The 17,480-nt window shown below is 70.7% G+C and carries 16 protein-coding genes and 1 tRNA gene; 10 read left to right on the top strand and 7 right to left on the bottom strand.

Going from position 1 to position 17,480, the window contains the following annotated elements; all coding sequences use genetic code 11:
• The first annotated feature begins 83 nt into the window (after positions 1–83).
• From aroA to ACIRDX_RS02915, 4 genes are all read left to right on the top strand, one after another.
• A complete protein-coding gene (gene aroA, locus ACIRDX_RS02930) occupies positions 84–1,412 on the top strand; it encodes a 3-phosphoshikimate 1-carboxyvinyltransferase (RefSeq protein ID WP_396623903.1) in 1,329 nt (442 codons plus the stop codon).
• A gap of 50 nt (positions 1,413–1,462) precedes the next feature.
• Positions 1,463–2,896, top strand: a complete 1,434-nt coding sequence (locus tag ACIRDX_RS02925) for a TAXI family TRAP transporter solute-binding subunit (protein WP_396623902.1) — start codon at positions 1,463–1,465, stop codon at positions 2,894–2,896.
• A gap of 9 nt (positions 2,897–2,905) precedes the next feature.
• Entirely contained in the window at positions 2,906–4,159 is a 1,254-nt protein-coding gene (locus ACIRDX_RS02920) for a hypothetical protein (protein ID WP_396623901.1), read from the top strand.
• Between the two features lie 215 nt (positions 4,160–4,374).
• Positions 4,375–5,298, top strand: coding sequence for a sulfite exporter TauE/SafE family protein (locus ACIRDX_RS02915; RefSeq protein ID WP_396623900.1), 924 nt, complete (start codon positions 4,375–4,377; stop codon positions 5,296–5,298).
• A 2-nt stretch (positions 5,299–5,300) separates the two neighbouring features.
• Here ACIRDX_RS02915 and ACIRDX_RS02910 read toward each other — a convergent pair whose 3' ends face one another.
• The 3 genes from ACIRDX_RS02910 to ACIRDX_RS02900 all read right to left on the bottom strand — a co-directional run bounded on the left by ACIRDX_RS02910 (position 5,301) and on the right by ACIRDX_RS02900 (position 6,117).
• Positions 5,301–5,432 (bottom strand): hypothetical protein, encoded by a 132-nt coding sequence (locus ACIRDX_RS02910; protein ID WP_396623899.1) that lies wholly within the window; start codon positions 5,430–5,432, stop codon positions 5,301–5,303.
• Positions 5,433–5,627: 195 nt separating this feature from the next.
• Positions 5,628–5,704 (bottom strand) — tRNA-Met (locus ACIRDX_RS02905).
• Positions 5,705–5,787: 83 nt separating this feature from the next.
• The gene (locus ACIRDX_RS02900; protein ID WP_396623898.1) at positions 5,788–6,117 is read right to left on the bottom strand and encodes a septum formation initiator family protein; all 330 of its coding nucleotides are present in this window, start codon (positions 6,115–6,117) and stop codon (positions 5,788–5,790) included.
• Positions 6,118–6,200: 83 nt separating this feature from the next.
• On the opposite strand from ACIRDX_RS02900, the gene cutA reads away from it, so the two are divergent.
• Positions 6,201–6,578 carry a divalent-cation tolerance protein CutA gene (gene cutA / locus ACIRDX_RS02895; protein ID WP_396623897.1) on the top strand — a complete coding sequence of 126 codons (378 nt, stop codon included), beginning with the start codon at positions 6,201–6,203 and terminating at the stop codon, positions 6,576–6,578.
• Between the two features lie 115 nt (positions 6,579–6,693).
• Here cutA and ACIRDX_RS02890 read toward each other — a convergent pair whose 3' ends face one another.
• Positions 6,694–7,854, bottom strand: coding sequence for a trans-sulfuration enzyme family protein (locus ACIRDX_RS02890; RefSeq protein WP_396623896.1), 1,161 nt, complete (start codon positions 7,852–7,854; stop codon positions 6,694–6,696).
• 98 nt (positions 7,855–7,952) lie between these two features.
• On the opposite strand from ACIRDX_RS02890, the gene ACIRDX_RS02885 reads away from it, so the two are divergent.
• Positions 7,953–10,085: a SpoIIE family protein phosphatase gene (locus tag ACIRDX_RS02885; RefSeq protein WP_396623895.1), complete on the top strand. Its 2,133-nt coding sequence runs from the start codon at positions 7,953–7,955 to the stop codon at positions 10,083–10,085.
• Entirely contained in the window at positions 10,082–11,065 is a 984-nt protein-coding gene (gene rnc, locus ACIRDX_RS02880; RefSeq protein WP_396623894.1) for a ribonuclease III, read from the top strand. The genes ACIRDX_RS02885 and rnc overlap by 4 nt, the downstream gene beginning before the upstream one ends.
• Here the strand turns inward: rnc and ACIRDX_RS02875 are convergent.
• A complete protein-coding gene (locus ACIRDX_RS02875) occupies positions 11,033–12,142 on the bottom strand; it encodes a hypothetical protein (protein WP_396623893.1) in 1,110 nt (369 codons plus the stop codon). The two genes, rnc and ACIRDX_RS02875, sit on opposite strands and share 33 nt — an antisense overlap.
• 154 nt (positions 12,143–12,296) lie before the next feature.
• Between ACIRDX_RS02875 and ACIRDX_RS02870 the strand changes: the two genes are divergently transcribed.
• From ACIRDX_RS02870 to ACIRDX_RS02860, 3 genes are read left to right on the top strand one after another with little or no spacing between them, the layout of a single operon-like run.
• Positions 12,297–13,610, top strand: a complete 1,314-nt coding sequence (locus ACIRDX_RS02870) for an adenylosuccinate synthase (protein ID WP_396623892.1) — start codon at positions 12,297–12,299, stop codon at positions 13,608–13,610.
• 1 nt (position 13,611) lies between these two features.
• Positions 13,612–14,598, top strand: coding sequence for an ABC transporter ATP-binding protein (locus ACIRDX_RS02865; RefSeq protein WP_396623891.1), 987 nt, complete (start codon positions 13,612–13,614; stop codon positions 14,596–14,598).
• Between the two features lie 3 nt (positions 14,599–14,601).
• On the top strand, positions 14,602–15,639 hold the full coding sequence (locus tag ACIRDX_RS02860) for an ABC transporter permease (RefSeq protein WP_396623890.1): 1,038 nt from the start codon (positions 14,602–14,604) through the stop codon (positions 15,637–15,639).
• A gap of 49 nt (positions 15,640–15,688) precedes the next feature.
• Here ACIRDX_RS02860 and modC read toward each other — a convergent pair whose 3' ends face one another.
• Complete coding sequence (modC, locus tag ACIRDX_RS02855; RefSeq protein WP_396623889.1) at positions 15,689–16,822, bottom strand: molybdenum ABC transporter ATP-binding protein; 1,134 nt, start codon at positions 16,820–16,822, stop codon at positions 15,689–15,691.
• The gene (gene modB, locus ACIRDX_RS02850) at positions 16,815–17,480 is read right to left on the bottom strand and encodes a molybdate ABC transporter permease subunit (RefSeq protein WP_396623888.1); all 666 of its coding nucleotides are present in this window, start codon (positions 17,478–17,480) and stop codon (positions 16,815–16,817) included. The genes modC and modB overlap by 8 nt, the downstream gene beginning before the upstream one ends.

Raw genomic sequence — 17,480 nt, 5'->3', positions numbered from 1 at the left:
GCGTATCACCGAAGAAGCCGCCGATGGGATCGACCGGCGACGGCTTCGGCCGCCCGCGCGCGTGAGCAATACTGCACCGACACATGGACGCCGTGACCATCACCCCGAGCGGGCCCCTGCAGGCCGCAATCCGCCCCCCCGGCTCGAAGAGTCTCACCAACCGGGCCCTCATCTGCGCGGCGCTCGCCGACGGTCCTTCGGTGCTCCTCGGCGCCCTCGACAGCGAGGACACGCGCGTCATGGTCGAGGCCCTGCGGCAGCTCGGGCTCGACGTGCAGGTCGACCCCGCCTCGGCCACCATCGAGGTGACCGGCGGAGGTGGCCGGCTTCCCGTCGCGGCCGCCGACCTCTTCGTCGCCAACAGCGGCACCACGATCCGCTTCCTCACGGGCATGCTCGCGGCCACCCACGGGCGCTACCGGCTCGACGGCATCGCCCGGATGCGCCAGCGTCCGATCGGCGACCTGCTCGACGCGCTCAACGCACTCGGGGCCGAATGCCGTAGCGAGTCGCCCGGCGGCTGTCCGCCAGTGGTCGTCGACGCGCGCGGCCTGCGCGGCGGCACGGCGCACATCCGTGGCGACATCTCGAGCCAGTTCCTGAGCGGTGTGTTGATGGCTGCGCCGTGCGCCGCCGCCGACGTCGAACTGGTCGTCGACGGCGTCCTGGTGTCGCAGCCGTACGTCCACATGACGCTCGGCGTGATGCGGGCGTTCGGCATCGACGCCAGTGCCACCGACCTGCGCCGCATCGTCGTCGCCGCGCCGCAGCAGTATCGCGGCACGACGTACGCGATCGAGCCGGACGCGAGCGCGGCGAGTTATTTCTGGGCCGCGGCGGCCATCGCCGGAGGTCGCGTCACGGTCGAGGGCCTTGGCAGGGATGCCCTCCAGGGCGACGTCGCGTTCGTGGAGTGCCTGCGGCAGATGGGCTGCGGCGTGTCCGACTCGCCGACGGGCATCACGGTTACCGGGGGGGCGCTGCGCGGCATCGAGGTCGACATGAACGCCATCAGTGACACGGCGCAGACCCTGGCCGTGGTGGCGCTGTTCGCCGAGGGGCCGACCACCATCACCGGCATCGGCCACAATCGGCACAAGGAAACCGACCGCATCGCCGACCTGGCGCGCGAACTGCGCAAGCTGGGGGCCTCGGTGGAAGAGCAGGCCGAGGGCCTGACAATCATCCCCGGGCGGCTGCAGGGCGCGACGATCGAGACGTACAACGATCACCGCATGGCGATGAGCCTCGCCCTGGCGGGGCTGCGGGTGCCGGGTGTCGTGATCACCAACCCGCACTGCACCGGGAAGACCTACCCCCGGTACTTCGAGGACCTCGCCCGCGTCACTGGCGCCACGGGGCTACCTTACGACAGAGGTGCCACGCGCCCTGAGAGGTTGTCGCCAGACTAGACCTTCGCGAGGTGCCGCGCGCGGCCGCAGGTTTCTATACTCGACCCCGGATGGCCCGCCCAGCGCCCACACAGATCGTCCGCCGCCTCTGGGCGCGCCCAGGCGTGCGCCGGCTCGCCGCCCTCGTGGGCGTGATGGGCGCGTGCGCGGCGGTGTTTGCCAGCCTCGACCTGCAGCCCAGCCTGAAGCGCCTCGACGTGACCCTGCTGTCGGGCACGCCCGGTGGGCAGTACCACGAGATCGCCGGGCAGCTCGCCGCCGAGGCGGCGCGCGATCGCGGCCGGATCGGCATCGTCGCCACGAACGGCTCGGTGGAGAACCTGCAACGACTGGCGGCCGCGCGCGACGGATGTACGGCGCACTACGGTCTCGCCCAGGACGGCCTGGACGTGCCACAAGGCCTCTCGCTGATCGGCCGGCTGCCGCGATCGGAAAGCGTCTTCTTCCTGGCGCGTGATGCCGCCAGCGTCCGCACGCTGCAGGACCTCAAGGGACGGCGCATCGGCGTCGGGCCTGTCGGCAGCGGCACCGACCGTGTCGCCCGCGAGATCCTGGAGAGCCCGTACCTGCAGGGCCTGGGCGCCACGTTGTCGAACCACGCGCTCGACGAGCAACTGGCCATGGTCGGCGCCGGGCAGCTCGATCTCGCCGTCATGGTCGTGGATGAAGACGCGCCAAGGGTCGTGGCGGCGGTCCGTGACGCGCACCTCGACATCGTCAGCCTGCCGCAGGCCGACGTCATCGCGCGTCGCCTGCGCCATGTGCGCACAGGTCGCATCGGGGCAGGGCAATACGACCCCATCGCGCTGCGCCCGGCCACCGACCGCACCGTCTTGCGCATCGACACGCTGGTGCTGTCCAACGGCTGCACGCGCAAGTCCGCCGACGCGGCGATGCTGACGGTGCTGGCGCGGACCTTTCCCGATTTCGTGCGCCGGAACACGGACGGGGCCAATGCCACCGGCGTGCCGCTCGACGAATCGGCCCGGCGGTTCTTCGAAGAGGGCGGGCCGGACCTGGCCAGCCAGCACGTGCCCTGGGCGGTCGACATCATGCCGCTCAGCAACTGGATCTACGCCATCACCGCCATCAGCCTGCTGTTCAACGCCATGGGGATGTGGAACAAGTTCCTCCTGTGGCGGCTCGACGCGCGGCGCGTGCAGATCGAGGAGCAGGTGCAGGCGGCGTTCGGCGCCACCCTGACGCCCCGCGAGATCGCCGACCTCGTGCCGACGCCGGTGCACCTCACCGACGAACACCGGGCGAGCGTGGCGGCGCTCGTCGCGGCGACCGAGGACCTCCGTGCCGTGTGCCGCAAGCACTCGATGGGCTGGGCACCGGACATGGGCGAGGAACTGCCGTATCGCTACCAGGAGCAGCTGATGGGCGAGCTGTTGCGAGCGCTGCGCCGGTTCGATGCGCGAGTGACGGCGGCGCGCGACGGCGAACACGAGGCGCAAGAGCCGTCCGGGTTTGCCCTATGATCGCGCCCCATGACAGCTGGTGAGGTCGGGCCTCGTCGCGCATCGTCGCTCCTTCGTCGCGGACTGGAGTTGAGCATCACGCTCGGCCTGTTGGCCGGAGGCGGCTGGTACCTCTGGGACTGGTGGCGCAACCGTGGGACGGAGCTGAACATCTCCTGCTTCGTGTATCGCGACGTCAATCGCAACGGCATCTACGACATGGCAGACCGGCCCTATGCGGGGCTGCCGGTCGCGCTGCTGCGGCCGAAGGGCGACGTCGTCGAGTCGTTCTCCAACATCTCGGGCTTCACCAACTTCGCCATGTCGGCCCGCAAGTGGGCCGCGCCCATCAACGAGCCCGGCAGCTACCGTGTCGAGGCGCGCCCGCCGAAGGGCTGGAGCGTGACCTCGCGCAATGGCGAGCAGGAGTTCTCCTTCGCCAGGCTCGACGGATCGCCGGCGGGCCTGATCGCGGAGCGGACGCTCATTCCCGTGGGTGTGGCCCCAGACCTGACCATCGCAGGGACGGTCGCCGTCGACCGAGGCCCGGTGACGATCCGGGCCGTGTCGCCCACGGGTGACCTCGAGTACCCGCGGGTCGAGGCGTCGGGCGCGTTCGCCTTCCCGGCGGGGGCCGGCGAGTGGCAGCTGACGTTCTCGCAGGGCGCGGCCCAACTGGTGCGACGGGTCACCGTGCGCGACTATGCCGTGGTGCTCTCACGCGTCACGGTCGACGCCGCCGAGCCGCCCGCGCGCCCCGAGGCGCTCGTTGTCGACTTCGACTCGCTCACGCCGTCGGACACGCTCTACGAGATCCCGCGCGGCTATGCCGGGCTGGACTGGTACAACTGGGTGGCCACGCACCAGAAGATGTACAAGTCCGAGGGGATGATCAACGGCACGACCTCGTCGGAGTACTTCGCCTACAACAGCTCGGGGCACCCGGCGACGATCTCGCGGACGCAGCCGTTCGACCTGGCGGGCACGTACCTCGGCGTGGCCTGGCCGGCTGCCGAGCGCTTCGACGTGGAGGTGAAGGCCTGGCGGGGCAACCAGGTGGCGTACACCGACCGGCTCCGGGCGAGCACGGCCGGGCCCGTCTACTTCGATGCCGACTACCGCGGCATCACCCGCGTCGAAATGCGCTCGCTCGGGTACTGGCAGGTCGTGCTGGACGACCTGGTGTACCGCACTGACGCGTCTCCGGAGGCCGCGGCGGGCGGTGCATCGACCGAGGCGCCACAGCCTGCGGCGCCTCCGCCGGGCGCCACACTCCGGCGCTGATGAGGATGCGCACGTCGCCGATTGGTTAGTGGAGTCGACGTGTGTGATGCACGTGGCGTCTCGCCACGGCTCTGCAACTCTTTGCTCGGACGCACCAGCGTGGTCCGCGCGACGACGAACGGTGACATAGCGGGGCCGTGAGTCCGGAATGCCGGTAAGCTAGCGGGCGGTGGCGCCGATCTGGAGACCCGGGCGCGGGTAACGAGTGTCAATGCATGGGTGAAATGGTCTTGTACGGGCTCGCGGGCTTCGCGGCGTCGCTGGTGGACGGCGCGCTCGGGATGGGTTTCGGGCCCACCAGCTCCAGCATCCTGTTGAGCACGGGCCTGGCGCCAACCGCCGTGTCGGCCTCGGTCAACCTGGCCAAGGTGGCGACGGGCGCCGTCGGCGCGATCTCGCACTGGCGCTTTCGCAACCTCGATCGCGATCTCGTCCTGCGGCTGGCTCTGCCGGGCTGCGTGGGCGCCTTGATCGGCGTGACCGTCCTGTCCAACGTCAAGGGCTCGACCATCCGGCCGTACCTGGCCATGCTGCTCACGCTGGTCGGCCTGCGGATCCTCGTCCGCTTCTCGCGACCGCTGCCGCCGAAGGTGAAGGACACGATCCCGATCGAGGGCTCGCTCAAGCGCGAGTTGATCTACGACAAGAGCGGCGTCCGGGCCGCCGGCTTCATCGGCGGGATCACCAATGGGATGATCGGCGCCTGGGGACCTGTCGTGACGCCCTTCCTGTTGCACAAGGGCGTGCGGCCGCGTTTCGCGATCGGGTCGGTCAACACGGCCGAGATCGCTGTCGCGTCCACGGCGGCCTTCTCGCTGATCGCGACCCTGGGGGCCGGCGGCTTCAAGCCGAGCGTCATCGTCCCGATGTTGCTCGGCGGTGTCGCCGCGGCGCCTGTGGCCGCCTGGGCCACGCGTCGCGTACCGCCGCGGCTGATGGGGGTGTCGGTGGCCGGCCTCCTGCTGCTCACCAACGCGAAGGAACTCACGGCGTGGGTCGGCCTGCGGTCCGACGCGGCCATCTACGGGGTCTACGGCGCCATCCTGCTGGCAGTTCTCGTGGCCGCGCTGCGGCGCCACCCGGCGCCCGCCGCACCTGGTGCGCCAGGCGCGGGCGACGGATCGGCGTCGCCCGCCTGACTTCAGCGTGCCGTGCCGTGGCCGACGGAGGTCGCGGCAGCGGAATCAGCACTCACGCGCTGGCCCGATTGCGCGGCGGCCGTGGCGGCGCTCACGGCGAGCAACACGGTGGCGACAGGGACTCGAAGCAACACGGTTCGACCCTCTTTCCGGCGCGTGCGTCCGCATGCGCCAACCGTGACGCTCGGGAATGGAGGGCGAAGCCTATCTCGACAGGGCGGTAAACGCTCCCTTTGGGCAGCGCCACGCGTGGCCAGGCGAGGGTGGATGGAGACGGAGGAGGGATGCCCCAGAAAGCACAAAACCCGCGATGAATCGCGGGTTCGTGTTGGTTGCGGGGGTAGGATTTGAACCTACGACCTTTGGGTTATGAGCCCAACGAGCTACCAGGCTGCTCCACCCCGCGTCACCTGTGTCTGGAAGCGCGGCGCGCCCCCGAACAACTTCACTACCTTAGCACGCAGACCGGAGCCGGTCAAACGCATTCGGTCATCGCTGCGCGGCCGACGAGGCGGGCGCGGGCGCTCCGGTCGGGCGCTCTGGCACGTCGCGGAGGATGATCAGGATCTCGCCATCCTTGATGAGCCCGAGTTCCTCGCGCGCGAGTTCCTCGATCGCCGACTCGTCCTCGCGCAGGCGTCGGATGTCGTCGGTGAGCGCCGCGTTCTGCGCGTGCAACTCGGCGATGGAAGCCCGCAGCGTGGTGAGGCCCTCCCGCTCCTGCATGTTGGCGAACACGCCTCGCTCGCCGAACACGCCATCCACGATCGCGAGCACGAGTACGATCCCGAGCGTGCCCCGCACGAGCCGTCGGCGCATCGCCGAGACGGCGTGCCCGCCCGGCGCGCGACGCGACGTGGGACGGGTTCCGCGGAGGGGTTCAGGAGCAGACATTTCGAGCCATGAGGACGATACAGGAATCCGGATCGCCAGACAACGGCGGATCACACGAATCGCCCGGGGATCAGGTGGTGATCGTGCTCACGACCTGGCCCGACGACGACCGCGCCGGCGAAGTGGCGCGCCGCCTCGTCGAGCATCGACTCGCGGCCTGCGTGACGCGCCTGCCGCGGCACCGCGTGACCTACCGCTGGCAGGGCGCCATCGAGGAGGCCGAGGAACACCAGTGGGTGATCAAGACGACGCGCGGGGCGCTGCCGCGGCTCTGGGACGCGGTGCGTGCCGCGCATCCCTACGAGACGCCGGAATGGCTCGTGCTCGATGTCGCCGGGGGCGGCGAGGCCTACCTGCAGTGGGTGAGGGCCAGCACGGCAATTTGAAATTCGACATTCGAAATGCTCGGGCGAGGGCCTGCGGCCACTCGCCTCGAAGGCGTCCGACGCGGCAACGGCCGGAGGCCGGCCGCCGGTCACTTCAAATGTTCAATTTCAAACTTCAGAGGGCCGCCAGCGCCTGCTCCAGATCGGCCTTCAGGTCGTCCACGTCCTCGATGCCCACCGAGAGCCGCACCAGGCTGTCGGTCACGCCCAGCGCGGCGCGCCGGTCGGCGGGCACCGACGCATGCGTCATCGTCGCCGGGTGCGAGATCAGGCTCTCGACCCCGCCCAGGCTCTCGGCCAGGGCGAACAGCCGCACCTTCTCGAGCACGGCCTGCGCGCGCGCCGGCGTGCCGGCGTCGAACGACACCATCCCCGTGTAGCCCCGCATCTGCCGCTGCGCCAGCGCATGCTGCGGGTGCGCCGGCAGCCCCGGGTAGTGCACCAGCGGCACCTTCGGGTGCGACGCCAGGTACTCCGCGATCGCCTGGCCGTTGACGTTGTGCGCCGCCATGCGCACCGCCAGCGTCTTGGTGCCGCGCAGGATCAGCCAGGAATCGAAGGCGCTCAGGATGGCCCCGGCGGCGTTCTGGTAGAACTTCAGCCACTCGGCGTGCGCCGCATGCGTGACCACCACCATGCCCCCGACGCTGTCGGAGTGCCCGTTCAGGTACTTCGTGGTGCTGTGCAGCACGATGTCGGCGCCGAGCACCAGCGGCTGCTGCACCGCAGGGCTGGCAAAGGTGTTGTCGACCACCACGATGACGTCGCCGTGCGCATGTGCCGCCGCCGACAGGGCGGCGATGTCGGCCAGCCGCAGCACCGGGTTGGTCGGCGTCTCCAGGAACAGCATCCGGGTGCGGTCGGTGAACGCGGCGCGCGTCGCCTCGACGTCCGACGTATCCACGTACGTGAAGTCGAGGCCGGTCTGCCGCAGCACCCGTTCGAACAATCGATACGTGCCACCGTACGTATTGTCAGTCACCACGACGTGGTCGCCCGGCTTGAGCAGCGACAGCACGGCGTTGATGGCGGCCATGCCGGATGCCCAGCCGAACCCTGCGGTGCCGGCCTCGAGCGCGGCGACGTTGGCCTCGATCGCGGCCCGCGTGGGATTGCTCGTGCGGGCGTACTCGTGGCCCTTGTGCCTGCCGAGTCCCTCCTGCACGTAGGTCGAGGTCTGGTACAGCGGCGTGATGATGGCGCCGGTGGCCTCGTCGGGCGCCTGCCCGGCGTGGATGCACAGGGTGGAGAAGCGGGCAGTGGGATCGACGATCACGGCAGTCCTCTCGGGAGGGGCAAAAAACGCGATGGTATCATTCGGCCACTGCTGGCCTGACGCGCACATGACCGTGCGCTGCGCGGGGCCGAGACCGCATGCCGCCTGACTCGCCCGGCTCGGTGCGCCTCGAAGCGCCCCCTGCGCACGACCTGCTGCCGTTGCCCTCCGCGCGGTCCCTGCTGCTGCAGCACTGGGCGGGCCGGGTGCTGCTTGCCGGCCTGACCGCTCGCGTGCTGCTCGCCCTGGCGGCCCTGGCCACCGGTCCGACCGACGCCCTCGACACCCTGCGCCGCCTGGCGACCGCCGCCGTCATCGTCGGTGGGGCGGTGGTGCTGTGGCGCGTGAGCCGTGTGCTGCGCCAGCGCCTGCTGTGGCGGGTGCGCCGCAAGCTGATCCTCTCGTACTTCTTCATCGGCGTGGTGCCGGCCGCGCTGATCTTCCTGTTCTTCCTGATCGTCGGCGCGCTGACGCTCCTGAGCTTCAGCTCCTACCTCGTCAAGGAGAAGCTGGCGGACCTGCAGGCGCAGGGACGGGTGTACGCCGACATGGCGGCGGTCGAGTTGCAGCAGGCGCGCACCACGGCCGAGGCGCGCGACCTGCTGGCACGCAAGGTCTCGGCCGGCGCGCGCACCTATCCGGGCATGTCGATCGCGCTCGTGCCGATGAACGGCGCCCCGCGCGGCGAGGTGCTCGTGGACGGCGCGTGGGACCACGGGACCGCCCCCACGACGCTGCCCGAGTGGCTCGTGCGGCAGGGGCCGTCGGCGGTCGTCATCCCAGTCAGCGACGAGGCCGGCGCCTCGGCGGGCGCGCGCCTGATCGTGCGCAGCGTGTCGTGGCTCGGGGCTGCCGGAACCGCGCGTCGGGCCGTCGTGGTCGACCTGCCGCTGGACGACGCGGCGGCGGGCGTGATCCGGGAGGAGACCGGCATTCGCCTCGGGGGCATCGCGCGTTCCGTCGGGGCGGGCGGCAACGCCGACCCGTGTGCGTTCGCCGAGGGCGGCGAGGTCCGGATGGAGGCCTCGCCCACGGTGCTGTCGTGGGTCAACTTCCTCGACGTGACCGACTGGGACACCGGGAGCAGCTGCAAGCTGGGCCTGCAGATCCAGCCGAGCCTCACGCACGTCTACCGCCGCATCACCGAGGCCCAGGCCATCGGCGGCGGCATGTCGTTCGGCCAGGTGCTGCTCGGCATCCTGCTGATCATCGGCAGCCTGTTCCTCGTGATCCAGACGGTCGCCTTCGTCATGGGCGTGAGCCTGGCGCGCTCCATCACCGGCTCGATCCACGAGCTGTTCGAGGGGACGCGCCGCGTCCAGGCCGAGGACCTCTCGCACCGCATCCGGGTGCGCACACGCGACCAGTTCGGCGCGCTGGCGACCTCCTTCAACTCGATGGTCGAGACCATCGAGGAATTGCTCGAGCAGAAGGTCGTGAAGGAGCGGCTCCAGCAGGAACTGCAGCTCGCCCGCGACATCCAGACGTCGCTCCTGCCCTCCGAGACGTTGCGGCGGGGCGACGTGACCCTGGCGGCTGCGTGCCGTCCGGCGCGGGAGATCGGCGGCGACTACTGCGACTTCTTCCCGCTGGACGACGAGCGCATCGGCCTGCTCGTGGCCGACGTCTCGGGCAAGGGCGCGTCGGCGGCGCTCTACATGGCCGAACTGAAGGGGCTGATGCTGGCGCTGTCCAAGACGCACCAGTCGCCTCGCGCGCTGCTCGGCGAGGTCAACCGGGTGCTCTCGGCCAACATGGGCCGGACCAGTTTCGTGACGATGACCTACGCGGTGCTCGACCTGCGGCGGCGCACGCTGACGCACGCGCGGGCGGGCCACACGCCCCTGATTCACCTGCGTGCTGGCGAGGCCTTCCCGCGCACCCGGCTGCTCGCGCCCGAGGGACTGGTGCTCGGCGTCCGCATGGAGTCGGTCCGGTCACGCTTCGAGGGGATGCTCAAGGAGCACACGCTGACGCTGGCGCCCGGCGACGTCGTGGTGCTGTTCACCGACGGGATCAGCGAGGCCATGAACGGCGTGCGCGACCTCTACGGCGAGGACCGCCTCTGCCTCTGCGTGGAGGAGCACGCGGCGCTCGAACCCGACGCGCTCTGCGACGAGATCTTCGAGAGCGTGCACGAGTTCGCCGACGGCGCCGAGCAGCACGACGACATGACGATGATCGTGCTCAAGGTGTCGGCGGGGGCGGCCGTGATCGAGGCAGGCGCGTGAAGGGGCGCACCGTCGTCTGCACCACCCAGTCGGAAGCCGAGGCCGCGCTGGTGGCCGGCCTGCTCGAGGCCGAGGGCCTGTCGCCGACCATCGAGCGGTCGCCCCTGCGCAGCGTGTTCCCGGTGCCGATCGCCTTCTTCGGCCAACTGCGCGTCACCGTGCCGGACGAGGAGGCAGACGATGCGACGCGCCTGCTGCGCCGCTTCGAGACCGTGCCGTCGTCCGGGCCGAAGGTCGTCCCGTTGCACGACGACCTCGCGCCGCTCGAAGCGGCGATCGGGTACCGGTTCCGCGACCGCGGTCCGCTCGAGCAGGCCCTCACGCATCGCTCGCGCGCGCACGAGGACGGCACCGGGCCCGAGTCCACCAACGAGTCGCTGGAGTTCCTCGGCGACGCGGTGCTCGGCTTCGTGATCGCCGATCTGGTGTTCGAGGAGTACCCGCAGTCGGACGAGGGCCAGAAGAGCAAGATAAAGGCGTCGCTGGTGTCGTACACGGCGCTGGCGCGGGTGGCCGAGTCGATCGCCTTGGGGCAGCACCTGCGGCTCGGGCGTGGCGAGGAGAAGACCGGCGGCCGACACAAGCCCGTGCTGCTGGCCGACGCGTGCGAGGCGCTGATCGCCGCCGTGTACCTCGACGGCGGCCTGGCGGCCGCGCGTGCGCTGATCCTGCGCCTGCTGGCGCCGCTGCTCGAGGAGACGCGGGCACGCGGGCTGGCGGTGGCCGGGGCAGGAGACTTCAAGTCCTCGCTGCAGGAATACCTGCAGGCGCGCCGGCAGTCGCCGCCCGCCTACCGCATCGTCGAGCAGTCGGGTCCCGACCACGACAAGGTGTTCACCGTCGACGTGGCCGCGGCGGGCAAGGTGCTGGCGCAGGCCTCCGGCCGCAGCCGCAAGGAAGCGGAGCAGCAGGCCGCGAGGCGCGCGCTCGAGGCGCTGCGCGACGGGTCAGTCGATTTCGATGATGCCGCCCGGCGATGAGGCAGGGCGTGCGACGGCGACCGGCGCCTCGGGCAGTCCGGCGAGGCGTTCGAGCGCGAACCGCTGCGTCTCGCGTGCGACCAGCACATCGGACGGCGCGTCCGGGCCGTTGTTCAGCCGCACCCACAGCCGCAGCAGCGGGTCGGTGATCGTGTAGCGCTTGCGCTCGACGGTCAGCAGATCGACGTCGAGCATCCAGGACAGGTAGTCCTTGGTCGACCCGGGCGTACGGCTGAGGCGCTGCGCGATCTGGGTGAGCGTGAGCGGCTGCTGCTCCGCCAGCACGTCCAGGATGGCGCGGAGGGCCCCGTAGCCGCGGGCCCGCTGCAGGCGCACCTCGTAGGACAAGCGGAGTCGGCGTTCGAGTGCGCTGCCGCTCAGCATCTGCTCGGTGAGCGCCCCGACCGGATCGGCCAGGCCGTGGCGCCGCGCGTCGCGCAGGGCGGCGCCGACCAGCACGGCGTATCCAAGGCGCCCGCCGGTGAGCGCCAGCACCTGCTGCCGCTCGACCGGATCGAGCGCTGCCAGGGCGTCGTCGCCGCGCGTGTCGTCGGGAGCGCCGTCGAGGAGCACGGGCACGATGCGGGGCCACGCGTCGGCCAGGCGCGCGCCGCGCTGGCGAAAGCGCGTGGCGAGCACGAAGCGGTTGTCGGAGCGACCGAGGGCCACGCCCGTCTCGGCCATCAGCGTCTTGAGGCCGGGGAAGCTCTCGAAGGTCCGCAGGTCGAGCACCTCGTCGAGCAGGAAGGTGAAGGGCCGGCCTGAGGCCGCGCGGGCGCGGGTGAGGACCGCGAGGATGGCGGCGTACGCGTCGCGTGGCGAGGCGAGTGAGGCTGGCGCCGGGAGGGCGGGGCCGTCGTCGGCCAGACGCACGTGCCGCAGGAGCGAGCGATAGCACTGCTCGGGCGTGGTGGCGAGACGCTCGACGTCGAGATACACGGGCGTCGTGTCGCCTTCGAGACGCGCCATCACCGCGTGCAGCGCGTGCGTGCGCCCGGCGCCGCACCCGCCGATCAGCAGCGGGATGCCTGGCGTCGGCAAGGCAAGCACGGACAGCACGTGAGCAATCAGGGGCATGGGCGGAGGGTGTAGAGCCTACGGAGCGGGACCGGCACTGTCAACCTCCCTCAAGGGCATGCCGCGGTGGCGTGAGCGTGGGCCGGTTTGCTAGCATGTCGTGTTCCGTAGTCGTGCCGACGCACGACGAGTTCCCGTCGAAGACATTCCCGTCATGAACATTGCCGTGTTGGGTGCCCAGTGGGGTGATGAGGGCAAGGGCAAGATTGTCGACCTCCTCACGCCGAACTTCTCGTTCGTCACGCGGTACCAGGGTGGGCACAATGCCGGCCACACGGTCTACGTGAACGGGCGCAAGTTCATCCTGCGGCTGCTGCCCTCCGGCATCCTCCACTCGACCGTGTCGTGCGTCATCGGCAACGGCCTGGTGGTCGACCCGCAGGCGCTGTTTGCCGAGATCGACGAGATCAACGCGGCCGGCATCGACGTGACGGGACGCCTGTTCGTGAGCAGCAAGGCGCACCTGATCCTGCCGTACCACAAGGAACTCGACGTGCTGTCGGAGGCCAAGCGCGGCGAGCGCAAGATCGGGACCACGTCGCGCGGCATCGGTCCGGCCTACGAGGACAAGATCGGCCGGCGCGGCATCCGTGTGGGCGACCTGTCCGACCGCGCATCACGCCAGATGCTCGAGGATGCGGTGCGCCACAACGTCGAGGCGCGCAACCACCTGATTCCCGACGCGCACATGGACTGGCGCGAGGTCCTCGCGGGGCTCGACGCCATCTGGGTGCGGCTGCAGCCGTTCGTCACCGACGTGTCGGTGCTGCTCGACGAGGCCATCAAGGCCGGCAAGCGCGTGATGTTCGAAGGCGCCCAGGGCACGCTGCTCGACATCGACCACGGCACCTACCCGTACGTGACCTCGTCGAACGCCACGACCGGCGGCATCTGCACCGGCCTCGGCATCGGCCCGAAGCACATCACGGGCGTGATGGGCGTGGCCAAGGCCTACACGACCCGCGTCGGCGAGGGGCCGTTCCCGAGCGAGTTGCTCGACGACATGGGCCAGAAGCTCCGCGATGGCGGCAGCGAGTACGGCTCGGTGACGGGGCGCCCGCGTCGCTGCGGCTGGTTCGATGCCGTGGCGCTGCGCTATGCCGTGCGCGTCAACGGCCTCGACGCGCTGGCCATCACGAAGATGGACGTGCTCGACGGGTTCCCGACCCTGCAGATCTGCACGTCGTACCGCGACCGCGAGACGGGCGCGACCATCGAGCACTTCCCGTCGGAGATCGGGCAGCTCGCCCGGTGCGAGGCCGTGTACCGCGAGGTGCCCGGCTGGACGATGCCGACCGCCGGCGTGAAGCGCTTCGAGGACCTGCCGGCCGAGGCGCGCGCCTACATCGCCACGCTCGAGGAGGTGTGCGGCGTGCCGGTCGCACTCATCTCGACCGGGTCCGATCGCCTCGAGACCATCCTGCGCAGCGACTCGGTGGCCGCGCGCTGGTTCACGCTGCCTGCCTGACATGACTCCGCTGCCCGCACCCGGCGCCGCCCCGCGGGTCGCCGCGCGGGCCCCTGCGGACGCCGCGGTGGCGCTGCGCTGCCGCGGTCTCGTCAAGCGCTATGGCGACGTACGCGCCGTCGACGGCCTCGATCTCGAGGTGCGTGCCGGCGAGTGCTTCGGCCTGCTGGGCCCGAACGGTGCCGGCAAGACGACCACCATCGAGATCCTCGAGGGCCTGACCACGCCCGACGCGGGCGACGTCGAGGTGCTCGGCCTGCGCTGGGCGACCGACGCCGATCGCCTCCGCCAGCGCCTCGGGATCCAGCTGCAGGAAACCCAGCTCAACGAGAAGCTCACGGCGGCGGAACTGCTGCGGCTGTTCCGCTCGTTCTACGCGCAGGGGCCGACCGTGGACGAGCTGCTGGCCAGCGTCGGCCTCGAATCCAAGCACGACGCGTGGTACGGCAAGCTGTCGGGCGGGCAGAAGCAGCGGCTCGCCCTCGCCTGCGCGATGGCCGGCGACCCAGCGCTCCTGTTCCTCGACGAACCGACCACCGGGCTCGACCCGCAATCGCGCCGGCAACTCTGGGACCTGCTGGCGGCCTACAAGGAACGCGGCCGCACCGTGCTCATCACCACGCACTACATGGACGAGGCGCAGGTGCTCTGCGATCGCGTGGCGATCGTGGACCACGGCAAGGTGATCGCGCTCGGCACGCCGCTCGAGCTGATTGCCTCGCTCGGCGCCGAGCACGTGGTCGAGTTCGCCCTCGCCGAGGGCACGGCCATGCCGGGCGCCGAGGCCCTGGCCGCCCTGCCCGGCGTGCGTCGCGCGTCGCTCGCGGAGGGGCGCGGCACGCTGATCGTGGCGCGCCTGCACGAAGCCTTGCCGGCGCTGCTGGCGCTGGTGGCCGATCCCGAGGCGTTCACGCTGCTGACCACGCACAGCGCCACGCTCGAGGACGTGTTCGTGTCGCTCACCGGGCGTCACCTGAGGGATGCCTGACCGATGTCTGCTCTGCGTGAACTCACGCTCGCCCGGTTCCGCGAGTTCCTGCGCGAACCCGAGGCCGTGTTCTGGGTGTTCGCCTTCCCGGTGATGCTGTCGTGCGCGCTCGGGCTGGCCTTCCGCAACCAGGGCACACCCGACGTGCTCGTGGGCGTGCTTCGCGAGGCGGCAGGCGCGCCGGCCGTCGCTGGTGTCGACGACGTGCTCGGCAAGGCCGCTGGTGTGCGGACGAAGGTCGTCTCGCGCGCGGAGGCCGACGTCGCCCTGCGCAACGGCGCCATCCACCTGCTCGTGGTGCCAGGCACGCCGGTCACGTACGAGTTCGATCCGAGCCGCCCCGAGAGTCGCGTGGCGCGGTTCGTCGTCGACGATGCGCTGCAGCGCGCGGCAGGGCGTGCGCCTGCCGTGCCGGTGGCCGATCGACTCGTGACCATGCCGGGCTCGCGCTACATCGACTGGGTCGTGCCGGGACTGCTCGGCATGAACATCATGGGCACGGGCATGTGGAGCGTCGGGTTCTCGGTGGTGCAGGCCCGCGTGCGCAAGCTGCTGAAGCGTCTGGTGGCGACGCCGATGCGGCGGCGCGACTACCTGCTGTCGCACATGGCGTCGCGGCTGATCTTCCTCGTGCTCGAGGTCGGCGTGCTGCTCGGCTTCTCGGTGCTCGTGTTCGGTGTGCCCGTCCACGGGTCGTGGCTGCTCCTGGCCGGGCTGTGCCTGCTCGGCGCCCTCGCGTTCTCCGGGCTCGGATTGCTCGTGGCGAGCCGATCGCAGACGGTGGAGGGCGTGTCGGGCCTGATGAACCTGGTGATGGTGCCCATGTGGGTGTTCTCGGGCGTGTTCTTCGCCTCCGAGAACTTCCCGGACGTGATGCAGCCGTTCATCGCCCTGCTGCCGCTCACGGCCCTGAACCAGGCGCTGCGCGGCGTGATGATCGATGGCGCCGGCCTGCCGTCGCTCGTGCCACAGATCACCATCCTGGCCACGTGGATGCTGGTCAGCTTCGCCGCCGCGTTGCGACTGTTCCGCTGGCGCTGAGCGCACGACCCAGGCGCCAAACGCCACGTGCCTCGCGTGTGCCCGCCCTCTACGGCGACAGCGCCGACGAGCCGATTGAGGCGGCGGTGGCGCGTGGCGAGACGTCGAGGGACACCGACTTGATGAGCGCGTGCAGGGGGCGTCCCGGGGCGATCGCCAACTGCGACACCGCATCGCGCGTGACCTCGGCCAGCAGCCGCGTGGGCCCCACGGCCAACTGAACGATGACGTGACCCTGGCCGTCGTCGGCGTGGAGTGCCGCGACCACGCCCGTCAGCACGTTGTGCAGGCTCAGGCCATGCGGCGGAGCCGTGGCCAGGATGACCTCGCGTGCGGGGATGCGTAACCGCACGTGCATCCCTGCCTTCAAGGTCCGGCCCGGGGCCACCAGGCGACCGCCATCGAACACCAGGACCGCCAACCCGCGGCCGGCGTCGATCTCGGCGACCTCCGCTTCGATGGTGCTGCCCAGCCCGACGCTCTCGCGCAGCCAGGGGATGTCGGGGCGACTGGTGAGGTCCTGCAGCGAGCCATGGGCGACCGCCCGACCTTGCTCGAGCAGGAGCAGGTGTGTCGCCAGGCACACCACATCGTCGAAATCGTGAGTGACCAGCACGACGGGCACGTCGAGCGTGCGGCTGATGTGGTCGACCTCGGCGCGCAACGCCTGACGGACGACGCGGTCGACGGCGGCGAACGGCTCGTCGAGCAACAGGACGGCCGGGTCGCGGGCCAGCGCCCGCGCCAACGCCACGCGCTGACGCTCGCCGCCCGACAACTCCGCGGGACGCCGGTGGCCCAGATGTTCCATCTGCACCAAGCCGAGCAGCGCGGCTGCCCGTTGCTGGCGTTCCGCCCGTGGGCGGTGCGTGAGCGCGGCGGTGAGGTTGCCGAGTGCCGTGAGGTGGGGGAAGAGCGCGTACTCCTGGAACACCAGGCCGACGGGACGTCGATGCACGGCGACCGAGAGCCCCTGCCGCGTGTCGTCCCACGTCTGGCCGCCGACACACACGACGGCGTTGGCGGGCCTGTGCAACCCGGCGATGCTGCGAAGGATCGTCGTCTTCCCGCTCCCCGACGGGCCGAAGATCGCCAGCACCTCGCCCGGCGCGCACTCGAACGCGACGTCGAGCGGGATGGGCCGCTCCTGGCGGAGCCGTACCGACAGCGCGCGGTCAGCCACGTCGGCGCCCCGCGGGGGCCAGCCAGGTCGTGACACTCAACGTGCCCACGGCGACGACCAGCAGCACGGCCGCCATCATCCCGGCCGAACGGTCGTCGAAGGCCTGCATCCGGTCGTAGATGGCGATGCTCATCGTCCGCGTCTCGCCGGGGATGTTGCCGCCGACCATGAGCACGACGCCGAACTCGCCGAGCGTGTGCGCGAAGGCCAGCAGCGCCGCCGTGAGGATGCCCGGCCAGGCCAGCGGCACATCGATGGCGAGGAACCGCTGCAACGGGGTGAGTCCGCAGCAGGCGGCCGCCTCGCGGACGTCGAGGGGGACGGCCTCGAAGGCGCGCTGGATGGGCTGCACCACGAACGGCAGGTTGGCGATGACCGACGCGAGCAACAGACCGGTGAACGAGAAGGCGAGGGTGTGGCCGGCCAGGGTGGCAAACGCCGCCCCGAGCGGCGACCGTGCCCCGAAGGACACCAGCAGGTAGAAGCCCAGCACCGTGGGGGGCAGGACCAGCGGCACCGACACCAGCGCTTCAACGACGGCCTTGCCGCGAAAGGACCGGTTGGCGAGCGCATGCCCGGCCCAGATGCCGATGGGGAGCAGCACGACCAGGGTCGCGAAGGCCAGTGCCAGCGAGACACGCAGTGCCTGGACGTCCAT

The organism is Luteitalea sp. (assembly GCF_044337415.1).
Classification (GTDB): domain Bacteria; phylum Acidobacteriota; class Vicinamibacteria; order Vicinamibacterales; family Vicinamibacteraceae; genus Luteitalea.
Note: the sequence above shows the minus strand (reverse complement) of the source record. Positions and strands in the feature narration are given on the sequence as shown.

Bases quoted from the DNA above. Each gene is read 5' to 3' on its own strand.
- ACIRDX_RS02900 (WP_396623898.1), bottom strand. From the start codon at position 6,117: ATGCGCCGACGGCTCGTGCGGGGCACGCTCGGGATCGTACTCGTGCTC.
- ACIRDX_RS02870 (WP_396623892.1), top strand. From the start codon at position 12,297: ATGAACATTGCCGTGTTGGGTGCCCAGTGGGGTGATGAGGGCAAGGGC.
- ACIRDX_RS02920 (WP_396623901.1), top strand. From the start codon at position 2,906: ATGACAGCTGGTGAGGTCGGGCCTCGTCGCGCATCGTCGCTCCTTCGT.
- ACIRDX_RS02925 (WP_396623902.1), top strand. From the start codon at position 1,463: ATGGCCCGCCCAGCGCCCACACAGATCGTCCGCCGCCTCTGGGCGCGC.
- ACIRDX_RS02915 (WP_396623900.1), top strand. From the start codon at position 4,375: ATGGGTGAAATGGTCTTGTACGGGCTCGCGGGCTTCGCGGCGTCGCTG.
- cutA (WP_396623897.1), top strand. From the start codon at position 6,201: ATGAGGACGATACAGGAATCCGGATCGCCAGACAACGGCGGATCACAC.
- ACIRDX_RS02875 (WP_396623893.1), bottom strand. From the start codon at position 12,142: ATGCCCCTGATTGCTCACGTGCTGTCCGTGCTTGCCTTGCCGACGCCA.
- ACIRDX_RS02865 (WP_396623891.1), top strand. From the start codon at position 13,612: ATGACTCCGCTGCCCGCACCCGGCGCCGCCCCGCGGGTCGCCGCGCGG.
- aroA (WP_396623903.1), top strand. From the start codon at position 84: ATGGACGCCGTGACCATCACCCCGAGCGGGCCCCTGCAGGCCGCAATC.
- modB (WP_396623888.1), bottom strand. From the start codon at position 17,480: ATGGACGTCCAGGCACTGCGTGTCTCGCTGGCACTGGCCTTCGCGACC.
- ACIRDX_RS02885 (WP_396623895.1), top strand. From the start codon at position 7,953: ATGCCGCCTGACTCGCCCGGCTCGGTGCGCCTCGAAGCGCCCCCTGCG.
- ACIRDX_RS02860 (WP_396623890.1), top strand. From the start codon at position 14,602: ATGTCTGCTCTGCGTGAACTCACGCTCGCCCGGTTCCGCGAGTTCCTG.